The organism is Streptomyces atratus, assembly GCF_014648655.1.
In the GTDB taxonomy this organism is placed as follows: Bacteria; Actinomycetota; Actinomycetes; order Streptomycetales; family Streptomycetaceae; genus Streptomyces; species Streptomyces atratus.
The window spans coordinates 16,445-35,711 of sequence record NZ_BMRN01000011.1 but is presented as its reverse complement, the minus strand read 5'-3'; the positions used below and the strand labels follow the sequence as shown (position 1 = coordinate 35,711).

Below are 19,267 nucleotides of genomic sequence, written 5' to 3'. Positions count from 1 at the left end.
AGTTAAGCCGATTTTGTCCATTTAGCACGTATTGTCGCGTCATGCCCACGCCTTACGGATCACGCGGCGGTATGGCGTTCAGCGCGGACGAGCTGCGTGTGCTCCGACGCGCCCTCTCCATCGCCCTTCACCCCACGCCCCTGCCCGACGAGGACGTCCAGGACTGCCTGCGGCTGGCAGGTGCCGTGGACGAGGCGGTCGGCGAGGCGGGACGGCTGCGCACGTTCCTGCTCGCCGACCTCGTCCGCTACCGCAACGCCCTCCCCGGCTCCGTCAGCGGCTATCTGGAGCTTCTCCAGGACGCCCTGGCGGGCGGATACGACCCTCGTCCCGATGACCTCGCCGCGCTGCGCGCCCTGCGCCACAGACCGGTGGCCGCGGCGCTCCTGGAGCGCTGTCAGGCCCTCGCGGAGCGGTCGGTGCGGGCCCGCCTCGCCGGACGCTCCGCGCCGCCGGCGGCCCCCGCACCCCGCAGTCGACTCCTCGCCCTGCCCGGCGGCCGGGCCGCCGACGCCGAACCCGAACGGCCGAAGACCCCGGCGGCCCCGCCCCGGCCGGCCCCGCCGCCCGAGCGCCCGGCGCCGAAGCCCTCGGAGGTCTTCCCGCCCCGCCGCCCGGTCCCGCCACCGCAGCAGCGGGCCGCGGGATAGCCCCGCCGCACGCGGAGGGGGCGCGCGGAAGCCGGTACCGGCCTCGCTACTCTGGACGCCATGGACTACGTATCCGCGCTCGTTCCCCCCGTGGTGATGGCCGCCTTCTTCATCGGCCTCGTCGTGACGATCGTCAAGAGTCAGGGCGGTCCCAACAAGGCCAAGGAGGACGCGGCCGTGGATATGGCGATCGGCCGCGCCGAGTCGGTCCAGCAGGCGCCGCGCGAGGGTGTCTGACTTCCCCGGACCTCGCCGCACGCGAAGGGCGCACGACTTGTCAAGAGCCGTGCGCCCTTTTGCTGCGTAAATAGCCGAGCATTCCCGGCATCTGGCACTAAAGTGACATTGTGCCCCGTCAATTGGGAGATCTGGAAGACGCCGTGATGACGCGGGTCTGGCAATGGAACCGTCCGGTCACCGTGCGGGAAGTCCTTGAGGACCTTCAGCAGGAACGCTCCATCGCCTACACCACCGTCATGACGGTAATGGACAATCTCCATCAGAAGGGCTGGGTGCGCAGGGAAGTCGACGGCCGAGCATATCGATATACGGCGGTCTCCACCCGCGCCGCCTACTCGGCCGCACTGATGAACGAAGCCTGGTCGCACAGCGACAACCCGGCCGCCGCTCTTGTCGCCTTCTTCGGCATGATGTCCGCCGAGCAGCGCGAGGCCCTCAAGGACGCCATGCGGATCGTTCTGCCCAACCTGAACGGGGCCTCCGAGTTGCCGTCCGGCGAAGCGGCGGATGAAGCGACCCATGAAGGGGTCGATGAACCGGCTGATGAACCGGCCGGAGAAGCGGCCGAAGATCCGGCCGATGACGCGGGCCCGGAGACCGGGCGATAGCGTCTGGGTATGTCCTCAGAGCTTCCGCATACCGATTTCCGTACCGAACCGTCGGTTATAAACGTGGCCATCACAGTCCGCCGTGCCAGGACCAGCGATGTGGCATCGGTCCGCCGTCTCCTCGACGGGTACGTACGCGAAGGCATCCTGCTCGACAAAGCAACGGTGACGCTTTACGAGGACATCCAGGAGTTCTGGATCGCAGAACGCGACGAGGACGCCCGGGTCATCGGCTGCGGTGCACTGCATGTGATGTGGGAAGACCTCGCCGAAGTGCGCACTCTCGCGGTCGATCACAGCATCAGGGGTGCCGGAGTCGGGCATCAAGTACTGGACAAGTTGTTGCAGACCGCCCGTTGGCTGGGCGTGCGGCGGGTTTTCTGTCTCACCTTCGAAGTCGACTTCTTCGCGAAGCACGGCTTCGTGGAGATCGGAGAGGCGCCGGTCGACGGAGATGTCTACAGCGAGCTACTGCGTTCCTATGACGAGGGTGTAGCAGAGTTCCTGGGTCTCGAACGGGTGAAGCCGAACACTTTGGGTAACAGTCGGATGCTTCTGCACCTGTGACCGCCACAAGAAGCCGTAGCCCTATGTCCGAATCGCGCATGTTTCCCGTCTTCTCGGGATCCTGAACCTCTGCCGGGGGTTTGTGTTTTTCGGGGAAAAGCGGTTTCCTTTCCGCGTACTACATTTTCGATGAAAGGAAATCCGGTGGCACAGAAGGTTCAGGTCCTTCTTGTCGATGACCTCGACGGTGGCGAGGCGGACGAGACGGTGACGTTCGCTCTGGATGGCAAGACGTACGAGATTGACCTCACCACGAGCAACGCGGACAAGCTCCGTGGTCTTCTTGAGCCGTACACCAAGGGTGGCCGGCGTACGGGTGGCCGTGCAGCGGCCGGCCGTGGCAAGGGCCGTGCCGTTACGGGTGGCAACAAGGACACCGCGGAGATCCGTAAGTGGGCGCGCGAGAACGGCCACAATGTGAATGACCGCGGCCGTGTTCCCGCGGAGATCCGTGAGGCTTACGAGAAGGCCAACGGCTGAGCTGTCGACTCATCGGTCGACCGCCCCGTTCGGGCGCGCATCAACCGGACCCGGTGGCATTCCGTCGCCACCGCGTCCACGAGCCGTACGAGATCGGGAGCATCCCCACCCCTGCTCCCGAGGCCGGCCAGGGCCGGGAGCTCCGGCTCTCCCTCGTGCCGCAGCCCGGGGGGCCGCAGCCATACGGCGGCCCCCGACCGGCCCGCCACCCGACCGGGCGGCTCCGGCGCGGTGATCCGACCGCCCGTACCGATGGCAGTCAGCGAGAGGGCGACCCCGCCCCACTCCAGCCAGTCGAGCAGCCCGGGCAGCTCGTCGGCGCTTCCCGCTGTCACCAGCAGGCTCATCCGCGATCCCGTCAGTGACACAGGTCCGGTGCGGCCCACCCGCCGCAGCGCCGCATGGCCGGCGGCCGCAGGCACCTCCAGGACGTCGAACCGCAGCCCGGTCAGCAACCGCACCGGTGTGGTGCCCTCCGTTGCCCAGCCGAGCTCGCGCTCGTACCACTGCGCCCACCGTGCGCACTCGGCGTGGCCCTCCTGCTCGTCGGCGAGCGATTGCAGGGTGGATGGGACGGTGATGGCCATGTCAGGAGAACGGCCGAGCACCCCAGGAGTTACGCAGAGTCTGCGGCCGGGTGCTCAGTGTGTCCGAGATGGGGGCGTAGAGACGTATTCGAGAGCGCGAAGATGTTCGCCCGTAGCGGAGGGAACCGGCGTGCGCCGCATGGACTGTCTGTAATTGCGGGTAAGACATCCCTAGTGGGGAGGGGCGACACGCAGGCTCGGGCATCTCACGTTCGCCATCGGCGTACTGGCGAAAGGGGTATCTGCCTGGCCTGCGGGAACATCGTCTCGCACCATCGGGTTGGAGCAGATGTCGGCGTTCGGGGCAGGAGGCCAAGGACGGTGTCGGCAGTTGGAATGAGCGGTCCCCGCTTGCGGGACTAAGCTGCGGAAGGACAGGGAGGGGACCGACCCCTTACTGCCTGACCGCTCTGAGGAGCGATTAACGATGTTCGAGAGGTTCACCGACCGCGCGCGGCGGGTTGTCGTCCTGGCTCAGGAAGAAGCCCGGATGCTCAACCACAACTACATCGGCACCGAGCACATCCTCCTGGGCCTTATCCACGAGGGTGAGGGTGTCGCCGCTAAGGCCCTGGAGAGCCTCGGGATTTCGCTCGAGGCGGTCCGCCAGCAGGTGGAGGAGATCATCGGCCAGGGCCAGCAGGCCCCGTCCGGGCACATCCCCTTCACGCCCCGGGCCAAGAAGGTCCTGGAGCTGTCGCTCCGTGAGGCCCTCCAGCTCGGCCACAACTACATCGGCACCGAGCACATCCTGCTCGGCCTGATCCGCGAGGGCGAGGGCGTCGCGGCCCAGGTCCTCGTGAAGCTGGGCGCCGACCTGAACCGGGTGCGGCAGCAGGTCATCCAGCTGCTCTCCGGCTACTCGGGCGGCAAGGAGGCGGCAACCGCGGGCGGCCCCGCGGAAGGCACGCCCTCCACGTCCCTGGTGCTCGACCAGTTCGGCCGGAATCTCACCCAGGCCGCTCGCGAATCCAAGCTCGACCCGGTCATCGGGCGCGAGAAGGAGATCGAGCGGGTCATGCAGGTGCTGTCCCGCCGTACCAAGAACAACCCGGTTCTCATCGGCGAGCCCGGCGTCGGTAAGACGGCGGTCGTCGAAGGACTGGCGCAGGCCATCGTCAAGGGCGAGGTGCCCGAGACCCTCAAGGACAAGCACCTCTACACCCTCGACCTCGGTGCGCTGGTCGCCGGCTCCCGCTACCGCGGTGACTTCGAGGAGCGCCTGAAGAAGGTCCTCAAGGAGATCCGCACCCGCGGCGACATCATCCTGTTCATCGACGAGCTCCACACCCTGGTGGGTGCGGGCGCCGCCGAGGGCGCGATCGACGCCGCCAGCATCCTCAAGCCCATGCTGGCCCGCGGCGAGCTGCAGACCATCGGTGCCACGACGCTCGACGAGTACCGCAAGCACCTGGAGAAGGACGCCGCTCTCGAGCGCCGCTTCCAGCCCATCCAGGTCGCGGAGCCGTCTCTGCCGCACACCATCGAGATCCTCAAGGGGCTGCGCGACCGCTACGAGGCCCACCACCGCGTCTCCATCACGGACGAGGCGCTGGTCCAGGCCGCGACGCTGGCTGACCGGTACATCTCGGACCGCTTCCTGCCGGACAAGGCGATCGACCTGATCGACGAGGCCGGTTCCCGGATGCGCATCCGCCGGATGACCGCGCCGCCGGACCTCCGCGAGTTCGACGAGAAGATCGCGGGCGTCCGCCGCGACAAGGAGTCCGCGATCGACTCGCAGGACTTCGAGAAGGCCGCGTCCCTGCGCGACAAGGAGAAGCAGCTTCTCGCCGCGAAGACCAAGCGCGAGAAGGAGTGGAAGGCCGGCGACATGGACGTCGTGGCCGAGGTCGACGGCGAGCTGATCGCCGAAGTCCTGGCCACCGCGACCGGCATTCCGGTCTTCAAGCTGACGGAGGAGGAGTCCTCCCGTCTGCTGCGCATGGAGGATGAGCTCCACAAGCGCGTCATCGGCCAGAAGGACGCCATCAAGGCCCTCTCGCAGGCGATCCGCCGTACGCGAGCCGGTCTGAAGGACCCGAAGCGTCCCGGTGGCTCGTTCATCTTCGCCGGCCCGTCCGGTGTCGGTAAGACGGAGCTCTCCAAGACGCTCGCCGAATTCCTCTTCGGTGACGAGGACGCGCTGATCGCCCTCGACATGTCGGAGTTCAGCGAGAAGCACACGGTTTCCCGCCTCTTCGGTTCTCCCCCCGGCTACGTGGGTTACGAAGAGGGCGGCCAGCTCACCGAGAAGGTGCGCCGCAAGCCATTCTCCGTCGTCCTCTTCGACGAGGTCGAGAAGGCCCACCCCGATATCTTCAATTCCCTGCTCCAGATTCTGGAAGACGGTCGCCTGACCGACTCTCAGGGCCGGGTCGTGGACTTCAAGAACACGGTCATCATCATGACGACCAACCTCGGGACCCGGGACATCTCCAAGGGCTTCAACCTGGGCTTCGCAGCCCAGGGCGACGTCAAGACCGGCTACGAGCGTATGAAGAACAAGGTCAACGAAGAGCTCAAGCAGCACTTCCGCCCCGAGTTCCTCAACCGTGTCGACGACACGGTCGTCTTCCACCAGCTCACCGAGGAAGACATCATCCAGATCGTCGACCTCATGCTGGCCAAGGTGGACGAGCGCCTGAAGGACCGCGACATGGGCATCGAGCTGAGCTCGGAAGCCAAGTCGCTCCTGGCGAAGAAGGGTTACGACCCCGTGATGGGCGCCCGGCCGCTGCGCCGGACGATCCAGCGCGAGATCGAGGACATCCTCTCCGAGAAGATCCTCTTCGGTGAGCTGCGCCCCGGTCACATCGTGGTCGTCGGCACCGAGGGCGAGGGTGAGGAGAAGAAGTTCACCTTCCGCGGCGAGGAGAAGTCGGCGCTGCCCGACGTCCCCCCGATCGAGCAGGCGGCAGGCGGCGCGGGCCCGAACATGTCGAAGGACGTGTAAGGACGCCCCCGAGCGCCTGAGCACCTGAAGGGGCTGCCCCGGAACCGTGAGAACGGTCCGGGGCAGCCCCTTTTGCCGTGCCGTCGTGCCGTCGTGCCGTCGTGCCGCGGTGCCTGCGGTGCCTGCGGTGCCTGCGCGGTGCCCGCGGTGCCTGCGCGGTACCTGCGGTGCCCGCGGTGCCCGCGGTGCCGCCGTCAGTGGCGAGCGGCACGCACTCCACGCGCCGGCCGCCGCGCTGCCGGGGGATCTGCCGCGCGATGCCGAGCAGGACGTTCCTGGCGAAGACCGGACCGCCGGACATGCTCGGGGCCGTACCGCTGGATGTCGGGGAAACCGTGATCTCGCAGTTGGGAAGCGCCTGGGCGCTGTGGGGGACACCGAGCTGCTGACGGCGGCCGGGCTGCGCCGCCCCGCTGTGCCTGCGGCGTCACTGGCCATGGCCTGTCCCCGCGGGAGCGCTGATCCGGTCGCCGTATCAGCGTAGTCAGGTTGCAGGCCGAAGGGCCCGAATCGGACAGCCTCAGGCCCCACCGGCCGTGACAAGGCACACAGCCCGTTCCGGGCCTACTAGGGGTGATAGGGGCAGGTGCCGCGATCGCGGCGGGGACCTTTGCCCCTGTGTGGCGAGGGGGCTTCGGGGGCGGAAAGAGAGAAGCCCGGATCGCTATGTTTAGTCCGATTAGGGCGGTTTGGAGCTGGGGTTAAACCTGTCCGAAACAAGAGTTTCGATGAGTCCGGAAATGGGGTGCGTGAAGCCCGCACCAAGGGATTCCCGAGGCTCTCGCTACGGCTTTTGTTCGTAGATGGGGTGTTTGGGCATTTATGGGGGTGCGGGTTACCAAGGGATGGCCAGCCCGACGGAAGCGTCGGGTCCAGTCATCTCCGGAGGTTCTCCGCTTATGTCGAATCGCGTTTCGTTCCAGCACTCCCGTCGCCCGTCCCTGTCCCGTGTCCGTGGCGCCGTGGTGGCAGCCGGCCTGGGGACGTCGATGGTTCTCGGTGTGGGTGCTGCGTTCGCGGCCGGCACGGCGGGTGCCCCCGACGCCGCGAGCCTGATCAATACCAGCGCGGCCGACTCGGTCGCCAAGCAGGCGGCGGTGCAGGGCAAGGCGGCCAAGGCTGCCAAGGCCGAACGCGCGGCGGTCAAGAAGGCGGCCGCGAAGAAGGCCGCCGCCTGGGAGACCCCGGTGCGCCACTACGTGCTGAGCGCGAGCTTCGGCAACGACGGCGCCCGCTGGGCCCACAAGCACTCCGGCCAGGACTTCGCCGTGCCGATCGGCACCGAGGTGAAGGCCACGCACAGTGGCACCGTCGTGAAGGCCGGTCCGAACGGCGGCGGCGACGGCCCCGCGTACGGCAATGCCATCGTGATCAGCCACGGCAACGGCGTGTACTCGCAGTACGCCCACCTGTCGCGGATCGATGTGCACATCGGTCAGACCGTGAAGACGGGCGAGAAGATCGCCCTCTCCGGCAACACCGGAAACTCCAGCGGCCCGCACGTGCACTTCGAGATCCGGACCACGCCGAACTACGGTTCCGCGATCAACCCGGTCTCGTTCCTGCACAAGGAAGGCGTCATGGTCTGACCCGGTCGTGACGCACCCCTCGGGGCCTGTCCGGCGGATCACGGCCGGACAGGCCTACTCGGTGGCCCCCGGGTTGTGCGCCCGGGTGACCAGATCGAAGGCGACTTCGAGGACGGCCTCGCGCTTCTCCTCGGGGTCGCCTTCGAAGTCCTTGAAGGCGAACATGCCCGCGTGCATCGTGAAGAGCGCGGTGAAACAGCGCACCTGGTCGGTCAGCGGAGCATCGGGTTCCTTGATCAGATCGACCAGGCCGACGACGCGGTCCTTGATGGTCTTCCCGATGCTGAGCTCCCGTACGGTCGCCTGGTTCTCCTGCATGAACTGGAAGAGCGGGGCGGCGGCGGTCAGCGCCTCGCTGTAGCGGCGCAGGATCTCCTTCTTCGTCTCCAGGCTGTGGGGCTGGCCCCTGCCCCACTCGATCAGCTCCTCGACCGGCCGGTTCAGGTCGTCGAAGATGCTGACCAGGATGTCTTCCTTGGTCTTGAAGTGGTAATACAGCGCGGCCTTGGTGACATCCAGCCGCTCGGAGATCTCGCGCAGCGAGGTCTTCTCATAGCCCTGTTCGGCGAAGAGTTCCAGGGCGACGTCCTGAATGCGCTGGCGCGTGTTGCCTCGGCGCGGCTGCGGTGTGCTGCCCATGGCGCTCTCCTCGATACTTACTTGACGCCCGGCTAGTTACGGGGCTACTTTCCCCAGTGTAGTCAACTAGCCGGGCGGCAAGTAAGTGCCTGGTATCACAGGGGATCAGGGGAGTGGGGACCATGTCGGACCTGAAGAAGGCGGCGGACGGAAAGGCGGACGACCGGCCTGCCGAGAAACCCGAGAAGCGGCAGCGCAGCGTCCAGGTGGTGATGCTCGCCCTGATGATCACGATGCTGCTCGCCATGCTGGACAACCTGATCGTCGGCACCGCAATGCCGACCATCGTCGGTGACCTCGGCGGCCTGGAGCATCTGTCCTGGGTCGTCACCGCGTACACCCTGGCCACCGCGGCCTCCACCCCCATCTGGGGCAAGCTCGGCGACATGTACGGGCGCAAGGGCATCTTCCTCATGTCCATCGTGCTCTTCCTGATCGGCTCGGTACTGAGCGGAATGGCCCAGGACATGGGTCAGCTGATCGGCTTCCGGGCGGTCCAGGGACTCGGCGCGGGCGGCCTGATGGTCGGCGTCATGGCGATCATCGGCGACCTGGTGCCGCCCCGCGAGCGAGGCAAGTACCAGGGGATGATGGCCGGTGTGATGGCGATCGCCATGATCGGCGGACCGCTGGTCGGCGGCACCATAACCGACCACCTCGGCTGGCGCTGGAGCTTCTACATCAACCTGCCGCTGGGCGCGGTCGCCCTCGCCATGGTCACCGCGGTGCTTCATCTGCCCAAGCGGGAGCGCACCGAGGCGAAGGTCGACTACCTCGGCGCGGGTCTGCTCACCCTCGGCATCACCGCGATCGTGCTGGTCACCACCTGGGGCGGTTCCGAGTACGACTGGAACTCCGCTGTGATCATGGAGCTCATGGCGATCGGTGTCGCCTCGCTCGTCGGCTTCCTCTTCGTCGAGACGAAGGCTGCAGAACCGATCATTCCGCTCCACATCTTCCGCAACCGCAACTTCACCCTGATGTCCGTCGTCGGCTTCATGTCGGGCTTCGTGATGTTCGGTGCGGTGCTCTTCCTGCCGCTGTTCCAGCAGTCCGTCCAGGGCGCGTCGGCGACCAACTCGGGTCTGCTGCTCCTGCCGATGCTGTTGTCGATGATGGTCGTCTCGCTGATCGCGGGACGGGTCACCACCAGCACCGGCAAGTACAAGATCTTCCCCGTGGTGGGCTCGGTCCTGATGGTGACCGGTCTGTTCCTGCTCTCGCAGATGGACACCGGCACCACGCGGTTCACCTCGGGCATCTACATGGCGGTGCTCGGTGCGGGCATGGGCTTCCTGATGCAGATCACCATGCTCGTCGCGCAGAACAGCGTCGAGATGAAGGACATGGGCGTCGCCTCCTCCGCGACCACCCTCTTCCGTACGCTCGGCAGCTCCTTCGGTGTCGCGATCATGGGCGCGCTGTTCACCGGGCGGGTGCAGGACGAGATGGTGGCCCGCGGCGGCGGGGGAGCCACGGCGAAGTCCGCGCAGCTGGACGCGGCGAGCCTGGCGAAGCTGCCGGACGAGATGCGTGAGGCGTACCAGTTCGCGGTGTCGTCGGGTACGCACATCGCGTTCCTGGTGGGCGCCTCGGTCGGAGTGATCGCCCTGCTTGCGTCGGTGTTCGTCAAGGAGGTCCCGCTGCGGGGAGCGGGCCCGGAAACCGTGTCGTCGGACGGTGCGCAGGAACCGGCCGAGGTCGCCGGCCCCAAGCAGCCCGAGGCCGTCTGATCCCTCGCGCCGCACGAGCGCTGCACGGTCCGTGTACGAGGAGGCTCCCGGGGCGCGCCCCGGGAGCCTCCTTCCGTATCCGGTTCAGCCGCCGGACTGCCTGCGGCCGGACTCCACGCTCTGCCCGTCGCCGTTGCCCGGCGTGCGCTGTTCGGACAGGCGCAGGATCGGGAAGCTGCCGGTGTTCGTCGGTGCGTGCTCGGGCAGCCACAGCACGGCGATCGCCCCGCCCGCGCCCTTCGCCGCCCCTTCCGGCGCTGCGTTGCGGAAGGTCAGCCGGGCCCCGAGGACCCGCGCCTGACCGGCCGCGATCGTCAGCCCCAGACCGTGTCCGTGTCCGGCCCGGTCGCTGCTTCCGGTACGGAACCGGCTCGGGCCCTCACGCAGCAGCGCCGCCGGGAACCCGGAACCGTGATCGCGGATCCGCACCACCCGGCCCTCGACCGTGACCTCCACCGGAGTGGCACCGTGCTTGGCGGCGTTCCCCAGCAGATTGCCGAGGATCCGCTCCAGCCGGCGCGGATCGGTGCTGACCCAGGACTCGTGGACGACCTGGACCCGCGCATCCGGGTCCAGCAGCGCGACCCGTCGGCTGACGAACTCACCCAGCTCGATCTCCTGCAGCTCGGCCCGCTCCGACGCGCTGTCCAGCCGGGCCACCTCCAGCACATCCTCGACCAGCGTGCGCATCGCCTGCGCCCGGTCCCGTACGAGCTCGGTGGGGCGGCCCGGCGGCAGCAGCTCGGCCGCCGTCAGCAGACCGGTCACCGGGGTACGCAGCTCGTGCGCGATGTCCGCGGTGACCCGGCGCTCCGCCTCGATGCGTTCGTTCAACGCGTCCGTCAGCGCGTCCACCGCGCGGGCCAGCTCATCGGTCTCGTCCTGGACGACACCGCCGACGGCCTCCCTGACACGTACATCCGTATTGCCCTGCGCGACCCTGCCCGCCGCGGCCGCCGCCTTGCGCAGCCGGCGCGACAGCTGCCCGCCGATCAGCACGCCCAGCGCGCAGCCGCCGAACACCACCGAGACCGAGCCGATGATCAGCGCCCGGTCGAGATCGCCCATGATCGTGGCGCTGCGGTCGGCGAAACGGGTGTGCAGCGAGAGCACATCGCCGTTGCCGACCGGTACGGCCGCCCACACATCGGGCACCCCGTTCCTGGCCTCCTCGACATGCGTGGCGCGCCGGTTCCTGTCGGTCTCCGCGCGCAGGCTGCGCGGCATCGTCGGGTCGTTGAGCTTGGCTCCGAACCGGGGATCGGCCTTCTGTGTCTTCTTCGCCTCGTACAGCAGCTGCGCGTACGTCAGCCGCTCCAGCTGGACCTCGCGTGCGTTCTCCAGCATCGAGACGCGGGCGGCGTTGTGGACGACGAGGCTCAGCGCCACGGCGACGAGCGCGCCCACTGCGGCGATCGCGATACTGATCTTCCAGCGGACCCCCGTCCGCAGTGCCAGCCGCTTCATGGCTTGAGTTTGTAGCCGAAGCCGCGGACCGTCTCGATCCGGTCCTGGCCGACCTTTGTGCGCAGCCGCTGCACATGGACATCCACGACCCGGGTGTCACCGCCCCACCCGTAGTCCCAGACCCGCTCCAGGAGCTTGTCGCGGGAGAGCACCGTGCCGGGCGCGGCGGAGAACTCCAGCAGCAGCCGCATCTCGGTCGGGGTCAGCGCCACCTGCCGGCCGCCCCGGTGGACCTCCATGCCCTCGGTGTCGATCTCCAGATCGCCGAAGACCAGCACCCCGCCGACGGGCTGCGGCTCCGGCTCCCCGCTGCCCGGCTGCCCGCCCGACGCATGACCGAAGCGGCGCAGCACGGCACGGATCCGGGCGACCAGGACCGCCCCGTCGAAAGGCTTGGTGACGTAGTCGTCGGCGCCGGCCTCCAGGCCGAGCACCACATCGATCGAGTCGGCCCGGGCCGACAGCATGATCACCGGGACCGTCGACTCGTCGCGGATACGACGGCAGAGGCTGACCCCGTCGAGCCCCGGCACCATCACATCGAGCAGGGCGATGTCGGGCCGGTCGGCCCGGAACGCATCGAGCCCCGACAGTCCGTCGGGCATCGCGGTGACCACGAAGCCGTCGCGCTCAAGCGCCAGCTGGGTGGCCTCGCGGATGACGTCGTCGTCCTCGACGAACAGGACGTGGGTCTCGGCCATCGGACTGCCCTCAGTTCCCCGCCGGTCCGGCGGATTCCGGAAGCCCGGCTTCCCCGTTGCCGACGGCTCGGTTGAAGTCGTTGTGCACCCGGTCGTGCTCGCTGAACCGGTTGTTCGCCCAGCGGTAGGTGATCACTTCCTCGCCGGAGGGGTACGCGACCGAGTCCTTCTTCTCGTACACCTGGGCCGTCACCACCAGATCACCGCGGTCGATGGTGCCGTACACCGCGGGCTGCTCGATGGCGAACACGTTCTCGTACGTGCCGTTGCCCCGCTGGCGGTACACATAGGTTCCGACGCCCACCGAATCGCCGCAGGTCATCACGTTCACCACGACGTCGGCCGAGGGACCGGCGGTCATAGTGCCGTACGAGGTGTCCACCGGGTACTCGGAGCCGCTGCAGGGCTCCAGATCCGTCCTGACCCGCTCGCTGACCTTGGGGTCCCGCTTGAGCAGCGCCACGGGATCGATCCGGGGCGTGGGCTTTGCCGTGGACGTCGGATCGGCGCTCGGCGTGACCTGGGCGACCGCCTGGGTACCTGCCGGGCCCTCGTCACGGGTGCCGGTACCGCCGGTGGAGCAGCCGACGGCGAGCAGTGCGAAAGCGGCGAGCCCGACCAGGGTCGTGGTGCTCGCCGTCCAGCCGGTCAGGACCCGGCCACGACTGCCGGTGGCCCCGCGGCCACCGCCGTCTCCTGCGCCGTCAGGGTCGCCGCCGTTGTCGCTTTCACCGCTGGCTGTCAGGCCGCGCACCGCTCCCGCCCCCGTTCGTCCATACGCCTGCCCGCCTGTGCCCGTACCTGCGCCGTTGCCCGCGCACGTACCGGAGCGCCGACGGCCGGAGCACGGTCGGCCGCCGTCAGGCCACGCTCCTCCCGGAGCCGGGCCTCCCTGCTCGCTGCCTCACGGCTCTCCAGCTCCAGGCGCAGTCGCGCCAGCGCACGGTGCAGCGTGCTCTTCACCGTACCGGCCGACATGCCGAGCGCCGCAGCCGTCTCCTCCGTACTCATCTGCTCCCAGTGTCGCAGCACGACGACGCTGCGCTGCTTGGGAGCCAGTACGCCCAGCACATCCATCAGCAGGGCGCGGTCGGCGCGCTGCTCGGTGCCGTCGTCGACGCTCGCGTCGGGCAGCTGCTCGGTGGGAACCTCGTCCAGTTTGCGGGCCCGCCACCACTCGGTACGGGTGTTGATCATGACGCGGCGCAGATAGGCGTCGGCGAGGGACTTGTCGGCGATGCCGTCCCAGCGGCCGTACGTACGGACCAGGGCGGTCTGCAGCAGGTCCTGCGCATCCACGGGGTCGGGGACCAGTCGGCGTGCACTGCGCAGCAGTGCCTCCTGCCGAGTGCGTACGTACTCCTCGAATTCGAGCACCTCGCCCTGCGCCATTCCAACCGCCTCCGTCCCCGTAGATCCCCGTAGAACCGCCGTCAGCCATCGATCGGCCGGGCTGACGTCGCTGACGCTACGGAGCTGTTGTCACGGGGCTGTGCGGAGCAGCCATACGCTGACGCACGGCTGTCCATCGGTTGTGTAACAGCGGGGGGAGAGGGCGGCAGGGGCCTTCAGCTCAGCGGCAGCCGGTACTGGCCGCCGGCCAGCGGCTCGACCAGGCCGTCCGCGACCAGGCCGTCCAGCGCGCGGGCTCGCTGCACCGGTTCGTCCCACACCTCGTCCAGTGCCGACTGCGGCACCGGTGCCACGGCCTCGCGCAGCACGGCGAGCAGCCGTCCGCGTACCTGCCGGTCCGTGCCGGCGTAGGTCTGACCGCGCCGCGGGGGCCCCTGGTGGGCGGGCTTCCCGGCCAGCCGCCAGGCGCACTGCCCGGCGATCGGACACTGTGTGCAGTCCTCGTTCTTGGCGGTGCAGACGAGGGCGCCGAGCTCCATCGTCGCGGCGGCCCAGCGGGCGGCCCGTTCGTCCTCCTCGGGGAGCAGGGCCCGGGCGAGCTTGCGTTCGGCGGCGGTGGTCGCGTTCGGCGGGTACTGGATGCCGGTCGCGGCCCGGGCGAACACCCGGCGGACGTTCGTGTCGAGTACGGCATGCCGCTGTCCGTACGCGAACGAGGCCACGGCCGCCGCGGTGTACTCACCGATCCCGGGCAGTGCGAGCAGCTGACCGTGCTCGCTCGGTACGTCGCCGCCGTGCCGTTCAGTTATTGCCTGCGCGGCCCCGTGCAGGCGGAGCGCCCGGCGGGGGTAGCCGAGCCGGCCCCAGGCGCGGACCGCCTCACCGGGCGGCTCGGCGGCCAGATCGGCCGGGCGCGGCCAGCGGGCCAGCCACTGTTCGTACACCGGGAGGACCCGGCTGACGGGGGTCTGCTGCAGCATGAACTCGCTCACCATCACACCCCAGGCGCCCGCTTCGGGGCGGCGCCAGGGCAGATCGCGGGCGTGCTGTTCGAACCACCCGATGACGGGATCGTGGAGGGAGGCGGGGGGCGTCTGTGTCGCAGTCATGGCAGTCATCGCATCGCCGATCCTGACACGGAAGGGCAGAGGACGGCTCCGCGCACGGTGGTGTCGCTCCTCCTGAGGGCCCTTGGGGTGATATTGCCACCCGTCTGTCCCCGCGATATCCGGCAACCGGCCCAAGGAGACTCCCCCCGGGCCGTCAGTGCCGTTTGCCCCGCCGCCTGGACCGGCCGGCCGCCGCCCCCGGGCCCGATGCCCAGACGGCCAGGGGTGCCCCGCTGCCTCGCACCGTCCGGACGAGCGACCGTGCCGGCCGGTACAGCACAGCGACCGCCACGGCGGCCACCACCGCACCCAGCAGCAGGCCGACCGCCACGTCATGCGGATAGTGCACCCCGACGAAGACCCGCGAGAAGGCCATCAGCAGCGCCAGCGGCACGGTGAGCCAGGCCAGCCGGGGCCGGGCGATCGCCAGGGCGACGGCTGCCGCGCCGGCGATCGCGGAGTGGTTGCTGGGGAACGACCAGTCGCCCGTCGGCGGACACGGCACCAGCGAGGCCGCCGCCCCGACGACCGCCCGGCACGGGCGTTCCTCGTCCACCATCGACTTGAGCACCTCGCTGCACACATAGGAGAAGGCCGTCGCAATGGGTGCGAGTACCGCCAGCGCCAGGGCGCCGTCGTCCGCCCGTCGGGCACGCCACCACCCGGTGATGAACAGGACGCCGAAGACCAGGAGTCCGAGCTCCGTCCATATCTCGGCCAGGTGTTGCACCCATGACGGCATGTCATGTGCGAAGTCGGTGATGTCCCGGTAGAGCGGGGCAGTAGATGAACTATCCATGTGACAGAGGGTAGTCAACAAAACCGGGTGGTCACCCGGGGCGATCCCCGGCGCCCAACTCGGTGGAAGTACGGGGCTGGAGCAGGCCGTCCCGAGATGATGATCCGCAAAACTTCAGGGCCGGGCGGCGGGTGGGGCGGGAGTCGGCGCCGATCTCTCGTACAGTTTGCGCCGTGGGATCTTTGCGTAATCCGATCGGGCCGCTTCCCTCCACCATCTACTGGCGACGGAGGGCCGTAGCGGCGACGCTGGTTGCGCTGCTCGCGTTGCTGATCGTGTGGGCCGTCACCTCCGGTGGGGACAAGAAGAACACGGACGACTCCCGGCCCGGCGGAAAGGGCCCCGCGCACGCGATCACTCCCGGCGCCTCCCCGTCGGGTCCGGCCATCAGCCAACAGCCCGGCGGACGCGACGAGTCGGGCGACTCGGGCAGCGGCGGCGGAGACGACAGCGGTACGGGCGCGGGCTCCGACGGCGGCGCGAGCGACGGCGGTAACGGTGCCGACGGCACGGACGCCGGCAGCGGATCGGACACCGGAGCCGGTGGCGCGAGCGCAAGCGGCGCGACGATCGGACAGCAGGTCCCGGCAGGCTCCTCGCTCCCCGACTGCGCCGCCGGCGCACTGCAGTTGAGCCTGAGCACCGAACTCAGCTACAGCCCCGGCGAGAAGCCGAAGTTCCGGTTGATCGCCAAGAACACCTCGTCCACCACCTGCAAGGCCGACTTCGGGCCGAAGAGCGCGGTGCTCACCGTCACCGAGGCCGGTGGCGACGACAGCCAGGTGTGGTCCTCCAAGGACTGCCCGCGCGACGCGGGCAGCCTGCTGCTGAAAGTCCCGGCGGGCTCGACCGTCTTCCACACCGTGGAGTGGGACCGCAAGAAGAGCGTCCCGCAGTGCACGACGCCGCCCGCGGCAACCGCGGGGCCCGGTACGTACCTGGTCGAGGCGAAGGCGCCGGGCGAGCCGGTGCAGCGCGCCTCGTTCGTACTCGCGAAGGACTGAGGACAGGGCCGGGGAAAGGGCAGGGAACCCGTGGGGCCGGGCTCGGAAAAATACTTCGGGGCCCGGTCTCCCGGGCCCCGACACCGCCTGCTGCGCGTACCGCTACACGTACCGCTCGAGAATCGACGACTCGGCCAGTCGCGACAGCCCCTCGCGCACGCTCCTCGCCCGTGCCTCGCCGACCCCGTCCACCGTCTGGAGGTCGTCCACGCTGGCGGCAAGGAGCTTCTGCAGACCGCCGAAGTGCTCCACCAGCCGGTCGATGATCGCCCCGGGCAGCCGCGGCACCTTCGCCAGCAGCCGGAAGCCGCGCGGCGAGACCGCCGAATCCAGCGTCTCCGGCGATCCGCTGTACCCCAGTGCCCTTGCCACGACGGGGAGTTCGAGCAGTTCGGTGTGGGAGAGCGCGTCGAGTTCGGTCAGTGCTTCGGCGACCGTACGGGACCGCTTCGCGGTCGGCTCCGGCACATAGTCGCGCACGACCAGCTCACGCTCCGGCTCGACGCCGGCGATCAACTCGTCCAGCTGGAGCGAGAGGAGTCGGCCGTCGGTGCCCAGCTCCACCACGTACTCCGCGATCTCGGTCGCGATCCGGCGGACCATCTCCAGCCGCTGTGCGACGGCCGTCACATCCCGGACCGTCACCAGGTCCTCGATCTCCAGCGCCGAGAGGGTGCCCGCGACCTCGTCGAGCCGGAGCTTGTACCGCTCCAGGGTGGCGAGTGCCTGGTTGGCGCGGGAGAGGATCGCGGCGGACTCCTCCAGGACCCGGCGCTCCCCGTCCACGTACAGCGCGATGAGGTGCATCGACTGCGAGACCGAGACGACCGGGAAGTTGCACTGCTTGGAGACCCGGTCCGCCGTGCGGTGGCGGGTGCCGGTCTCCTCGGTGGGGATGGAGGCGTCCGGGACCAGCTGCACACCGGCCCGCAGGATCTTGGTCATGTCCTTGTCGAGGATCAGCGCCCCGTCGAGCTTGGCCAGCTCGCGCAGACGCGTCGCGGTGAACTCCACGTCCAGCACGAATCCGCCGGTGCACATCGACTCGACGGTTCTGTCCATGCCCAGGACGATCAGCCCGCCGGTGTTGCCACGGAGGATGCGCTCCAGGCCGTCCCGCAGGGCCATTCCGGGCGCGACGGCGGTCAACGAGGCGCGCATCAGCGCCTCGTTACCGGTGCCTTGGCCGGACTTTCCGGGCGATGCTGCCCGGTCGCTGGCTGCCACTGCACTCCTCCGGTCACAGGTTTGCGGTGCCCTTACGTCCCTCGTACCGTTCGTACGGACGGGCGAGACCAGGGCAAAGTCTACCGGCGCGCGTTCTCCTCCTGCGGGGCCTGTGCGCGAGACCGGCGCGGGAGCACTCTCAGTGCATCACCCATGTTGGCGACTTCTGTGACCTTCATACCGGCCGGGACCTTCCCCGGGTCGGTCGGAACCAGCGCGTGCGTGAAGCCCAGACGGTACGCCTCGGCCAGCCTGCGCTGGACTCCCGTAACCCTTCTGACCTCGCCCGCGAGGCCTACTTCGCCGATCGCCACCAGGTTCTTGGGGAGTGGTGTGTCACTCGCGGCACTGGCCAGCGCCAGCGCGACCGCGAGGTCCGCGGCGGGCTCGGAGAGCTTCACACCGCCGACCGTCGCGCTGTAGATGTCCCGCTTGCCGAGCGAGCTGATCCGGCCGCGCTGCTCCAGAACGGCCAGCATCATCGACACCCGGGACGTCTCCAGACCCGAGGTGGTGCGCCGGGGCGAAGGGATCTGGGAATCGACCGTCAGCGCCTGCACCTCGGCGACGAGCGGCCGCTTGCCCTCCAGAGTGACGGTCAGGCAGGTGCCGGGCACGGGTTCGTCGCGGCGGGTGAGGAACAGCCCGGACGGGTCGGCGAGGCCGGTGATGCCCTCGTCGTGCAGCTCGAAGCAGCCGACCTCGTCGGTCGCGCCGTACCTGTTCTTGACGCCCCGTACGAGCCGCAGGCGGGCATGGCGGTCGCCCTCGAAGGACAGCACCACATCGACGAGATGCTCCAGCAGCCGCGGCCCGGCGATCGCCCCGTCCTTGGTGACATGGCCGACCAGCAGCGTGGACATACCGCGTTCCTTGGAGGCCCGGATGAGGGCGCCGGCGACCTCCCGGACCTGTGCCATGCCGCCGGGCGCCCCGTCGATCTCGGGCGAGGCGACCGTCTGCACGGAGTCGAGGATGAGAAGCGACGGCTTGACGGCGTCCAGATGGCCGAGGACCGCGGACAGGTCGGTCTCGGCGGCGAGATACAGATGGTCGTTGATCGCCCGGATCCGGTCGGCGCGCAGGCGGACCTGGCTCGCGGACTCCTCGGCGGTGACATAGAGCGTGCGGTGGTCGTCGCTCGCCGCCTTCGCGGCCACGTCCAGCAGCAGCGTCGACTTCCCGACGCCCGGCTCGCCCGCGAGCAGCACGACGGCGCCCGGCACGAGACCGCCGCCGAGCACGCGGTCCAGCTCGCCGACGCCGGTCGACCGGGCGGTGGCCTGCCGGCTGTCGACCTGGCCGATGGGGAGCGCGGCGGTGCTGACCCGGCCGGCCGCGGTGGTGCGTACGGCGGGGGCGCCGCCGAACTCCTCGACCGTCCCCCACGCCTGGCATTCGGGGCAGCGGCCGAGCCATTTGGCGGTCGTCCAGCCGCATTCGGTGCAGCGGTAGGACGGCCGGTCCTTCGCGGATTTCGTACGGGCAGCCATGGCGCAACCGTATAGGTGAGGTCCGACAATGCCGCCGGGCGCGGTCCGCCGACGCCGCCCGGCGC

At 69.1% G+C, this 19,267-nt stretch carries 20 protein-coding genes; 10 read left to right on the top strand and 10 right to left on the bottom strand.

Features of this window, described 5'->3' with window-relative positions; all coding sequences use genetic code 11:
• Positions 1–71 precede the first annotated feature (71 nt).
• From IEZ15_RS19930 to IEZ15_RS19910, 5 genes are all read left to right on the top strand, one after another.
• Positions 72–650, top strand: coding sequence for a hypothetical protein (locus IEZ15_RS19930; protein ID WP_189278813.1), 579 nt, complete (start codon positions 72–74; stop codon positions 648–650).
• Between the two features lie 60 nt (positions 651–710).
• The gene (locus tag IEZ15_RS19925; protein ID WP_189278602.1) at positions 711–887 is read left to right on the top strand and encodes a hypothetical protein; all 177 of its coding nucleotides are present in this window, start codon (positions 711–713) and stop codon (positions 885–887) included.
• Between the two features lie 110 nt (positions 888–997).
• Positions 998–1,498, top strand: coding sequence for a BlaI/MecI/CopY family transcriptional regulator (locus IEZ15_RS19920; protein WP_189278600.1), 501 nt, complete (start codon positions 998–1,000; stop codon positions 1,496–1,498).
• 9 nt (positions 1,499–1,507) lie between these two features.
• A complete protein-coding gene (locus IEZ15_RS19915) occupies positions 1,508–2,065 on the top strand; it encodes an amino-acid N-acetyltransferase (RefSeq protein ID WP_114245201.1) in 558 nt (185 codons plus the stop codon).
• A 144-nt stretch (positions 2,066–2,209) separates the two neighbouring features.
• Positions 2,210–2,545 (top strand): histone-like nucleoid-structuring protein Lsr2, encoded by a 336-nt coding sequence (locus tag IEZ15_RS19910; protein ID WP_093894032.1) that lies wholly within the window; start codon positions 2,210–2,212, stop codon positions 2,543–2,545.
• Here IEZ15_RS19910 and IEZ15_RS19905 read toward each other — a convergent pair.
• Entirely contained in the window at positions 2,524–3,132 is a 609-nt protein-coding gene (locus IEZ15_RS19905) for an SCO3374 family protein (RefSeq protein WP_189278598.1), read from the bottom strand. The two genes, IEZ15_RS19910 and IEZ15_RS19905, sit on opposite strands and share 22 nt — an antisense overlap.
• A 427-nt stretch (positions 3,133–3,559) precedes the next feature.
• Between IEZ15_RS19905 and IEZ15_RS19900 the strand changes: the two genes are divergently transcribed.
• From IEZ15_RS19900 to IEZ15_RS19895, 3 genes are all read left to right on the top strand, one after another.
• Positions 3,560–6,088, top strand: a complete 2,529-nt coding sequence (locus IEZ15_RS19900; protein ID WP_093894034.1) for an ATP-dependent Clp protease ATP-binding subunit — start codon at positions 3,560–3,562, stop codon at positions 6,086–6,088.
• A gap of 257 nt (positions 6,089–6,345) precedes the next feature.
• On the top strand, positions 6,346–6,477 hold the full coding sequence (locus IEZ15_RS46420) for a hypothetical protein (RefSeq protein ID WP_268250401.1): 132 nt from the start codon (positions 6,346–6,348) through the stop codon (positions 6,475–6,477).
• Positions 6,478–6,987: 510 nt separating this feature from the next.
• A complete protein-coding gene (locus IEZ15_RS19895) occupies positions 6,988–7,677 on the top strand; it encodes a M23 family metallopeptidase (RefSeq protein ID WP_189278596.1) in 690 nt (229 codons plus the stop codon).
• Between the two features lie 54 nt (positions 7,678–7,731).
• Here IEZ15_RS19895 and IEZ15_RS19890 read toward each other — a convergent pair whose 3' ends face one another.
• Positions 7,732–8,316, bottom strand: coding sequence for a TetR/AcrR family transcriptional regulator (locus IEZ15_RS19890; protein WP_189278594.1), 585 nt, complete (start codon positions 8,314–8,316; stop codon positions 7,732–7,734).
• A gap of 122 nt (positions 8,317–8,438) precedes the next feature.
• Between IEZ15_RS19890 and IEZ15_RS19885 the strand changes: the two genes are divergently transcribed.
• On the top strand, positions 8,439–10,049 hold the full coding sequence (locus tag IEZ15_RS19885; RefSeq protein ID WP_189278592.1) for an MDR family MFS transporter: 1,611 nt from the start codon (positions 8,439–8,441) through the stop codon (positions 10,047–10,049).
• A gap of 84 nt (positions 10,050–10,133) precedes the next feature.
• Here the strand turns inward: IEZ15_RS19885 and cseC are convergent, their stop codons facing one another.
• The 6 genes from cseC to IEZ15_RS19855 all read right to left on the bottom strand — a co-directional run bounded on the left by cseC (position 10,134) and on the right by IEZ15_RS19855 (position 15,478).
• The gene (gene cseC / locus IEZ15_RS19880; RefSeq protein ID WP_189278590.1) at positions 10,134–11,516 is read right to left on the bottom strand and encodes a two-component system sensor histidine kinase CseC; all 1,383 of its coding nucleotides are present in this window, start codon (positions 11,514–11,516) and stop codon (positions 10,134–10,136) included.
• A complete protein-coding gene (gene cseB / locus IEZ15_RS19875; protein WP_114245196.1) occupies positions 11,513–12,217 on the bottom strand; it encodes a two-component system response regulator CseB in 705 nt (234 codons plus the stop codon). Before cseB ends, cseC begins: the two co-directional genes overlap by 4 nt.
• Before the next feature lie 10 nt (positions 12,218–12,227).
• A complete protein-coding gene (locus IEZ15_RS19870; protein WP_373302589.1) occupies positions 12,228–12,971 on the bottom strand; it encodes a hypothetical protein in 744 nt (247 codons plus the stop codon).
• Positions 12,959–13,609, bottom strand: a complete 651-nt coding sequence (locus IEZ15_RS19865; protein ID WP_114245195.1) for a SigE family RNA polymerase sigma factor — start codon at positions 13,607–13,609, stop codon at positions 12,959–12,961. Before IEZ15_RS19865 ends, IEZ15_RS19870 begins: the two co-directional genes overlap by 13 nt.
• A 176-nt stretch (positions 13,610–13,785) precedes the next feature.
• On the bottom strand, positions 13,786–14,688 hold the full coding sequence (locus IEZ15_RS19860; protein ID WP_114245194.1) for an HhH-GPD family protein: 903 nt from the start codon (positions 14,686–14,688) through the stop codon (positions 13,786–13,788).
• Between the two features lie 145 nt (positions 14,689–14,833).
• Positions 14,834–15,478 carry a phosphatase PAP2 family protein gene (locus tag IEZ15_RS19855; RefSeq protein ID WP_189278588.1) on the bottom strand — a complete coding sequence of 215 codons (645 nt, stop codon included), beginning with the start codon at positions 15,476–15,478 and terminating at the stop codon, positions 14,834–14,836.
• A 173-nt stretch (positions 15,479–15,651) separates the two neighbouring features.
• On the opposite strand from IEZ15_RS19855, the gene IEZ15_RS19850 reads away from it, so the two are divergent.
• Positions 15,652–16,482 carry a hypothetical protein gene (locus IEZ15_RS19850; RefSeq protein WP_189278586.1) on the top strand — a complete coding sequence of 277 codons (831 nt, stop codon included), beginning with the start codon at positions 15,652–15,654 and terminating at the stop codon, positions 16,480–16,482.
• Between the two features lie 102 nt (positions 16,483–16,584).
• Here the strand turns inward: IEZ15_RS19850 and disA are convergent, their stop codons facing one another.
• Entirely contained in the window at positions 16,585–17,709 is a 1,125-nt protein-coding gene (disA, locus tag IEZ15_RS19845) for a DNA integrity scanning diadenylate cyclase DisA (RefSeq protein WP_114245192.1), read from the bottom strand.
• A gap of 80 nt (positions 17,710–17,789) precedes the next feature.
• Complete coding sequence (radA, locus tag IEZ15_RS19840) at positions 17,790–19,202, bottom strand: DNA repair protein RadA (protein WP_114245191.1); 1,413 nt, start codon at positions 19,200–19,202, stop codon at positions 17,790–17,792.
• Between the last annotated feature and the right edge of the window lie 65 nt (positions 19,203–19,267).

What these genes read in the sequence shown, in the direction of transcription:
- IEZ15_RS19915 (WP_114245201.1), top strand. Translation starts at nt 1,508, where the DNA reads ATGTCCTCAGAGCTTCCGCATACCGATTTCCGTACCGAACCGTCGGTT.
- cseC (WP_189278590.1), bottom strand. Translation starts at nt 11,516, where the DNA reads ATGAAGCGGCTGGCACTGCGGACGGGGGTCCGCTGGAAGATCAGTATC.
- IEZ15_RS46420 (WP_268250401.1), top strand. Translation starts at nt 6,346, where the DNA reads ATGCCGAGCAGGACGTTCCTGGCGAAGACCGGACCGCCGGACATGCTC.
- IEZ15_RS19890 (WP_189278594.1), bottom strand. Translation starts at nt 8,316, where the DNA reads ATGGGCAGCACACCGCAGCCGCGCCGAGGCAACACGCGCCAGCGCATT.
- IEZ15_RS19860 (WP_114245194.1), bottom strand. Translation starts at nt 14,688, where the DNA reads ATGACTGCCATGACTGCGACACAGACGCCCCCCGCCTCCCTCCACGAT.
- cseB (WP_114245196.1), bottom strand. Translation starts at nt 12,217, where the DNA reads ATGGCCGAGACCCACGTCCTGTTCGTCGAGGACGACGACGTCATCCGC.
- IEZ15_RS19930 (WP_189278813.1), top strand. Translation starts at nt 72, where the DNA reads ATGGCGTTCAGCGCGGACGAGCTGCGTGTGCTCCGACGCGCCCTCTCC.
- IEZ15_RS19925 (WP_189278602.1), top strand. Translation starts at nt 711, where the DNA reads ATGGACTACGTATCCGCGCTCGTTCCCCCCGTGGTGATGGCCGCCTTC.
- IEZ15_RS19900 (WP_093894034.1), top strand. Translation starts at nt 3,560, where the DNA reads ATGTTCGAGAGGTTCACCGACCGCGCGCGGCGGGTTGTCGTCCTGGCT.
- radA (WP_114245191.1), bottom strand. Translation starts at nt 19,202, where the DNA reads ATGGCTGCCCGTACGAAATCCGCGAAGGACCGGCCGTCCTACCGCTGC.
- IEZ15_RS19855 (WP_189278588.1), bottom strand. Translation starts at nt 15,478, where the DNA reads ATGGATAGTTCATCTACTGCCCCGCTCTACCGGGACATCACCGACTTC.
- IEZ15_RS19895 (WP_189278596.1), top strand. Translation starts at nt 6,988, where the DNA reads ATGTCGAATCGCGTTTCGTTCCAGCACTCCCGTCGCCCGTCCCTGTCC.
- IEZ15_RS19865 (WP_114245195.1), bottom strand. Translation starts at nt 13,609, where the DNA reads ATGGCGCAGGGCGAGGTGCTCGAATTCGAGGAGTACGTACGCACTCGG.
- IEZ15_RS19885 (WP_189278592.1), top strand. Translation starts at nt 8,439, where the DNA reads ATGTCGGACCTGAAGAAGGCGGCGGACGGAAAGGCGGACGACCGGCCT.
- IEZ15_RS19905 (WP_189278598.1), bottom strand. Translation starts at nt 3,132, where the DNA reads ATGGCCATCACCGTCCCATCCACCCTGCAATCGCTCGCCGACGAGCAG.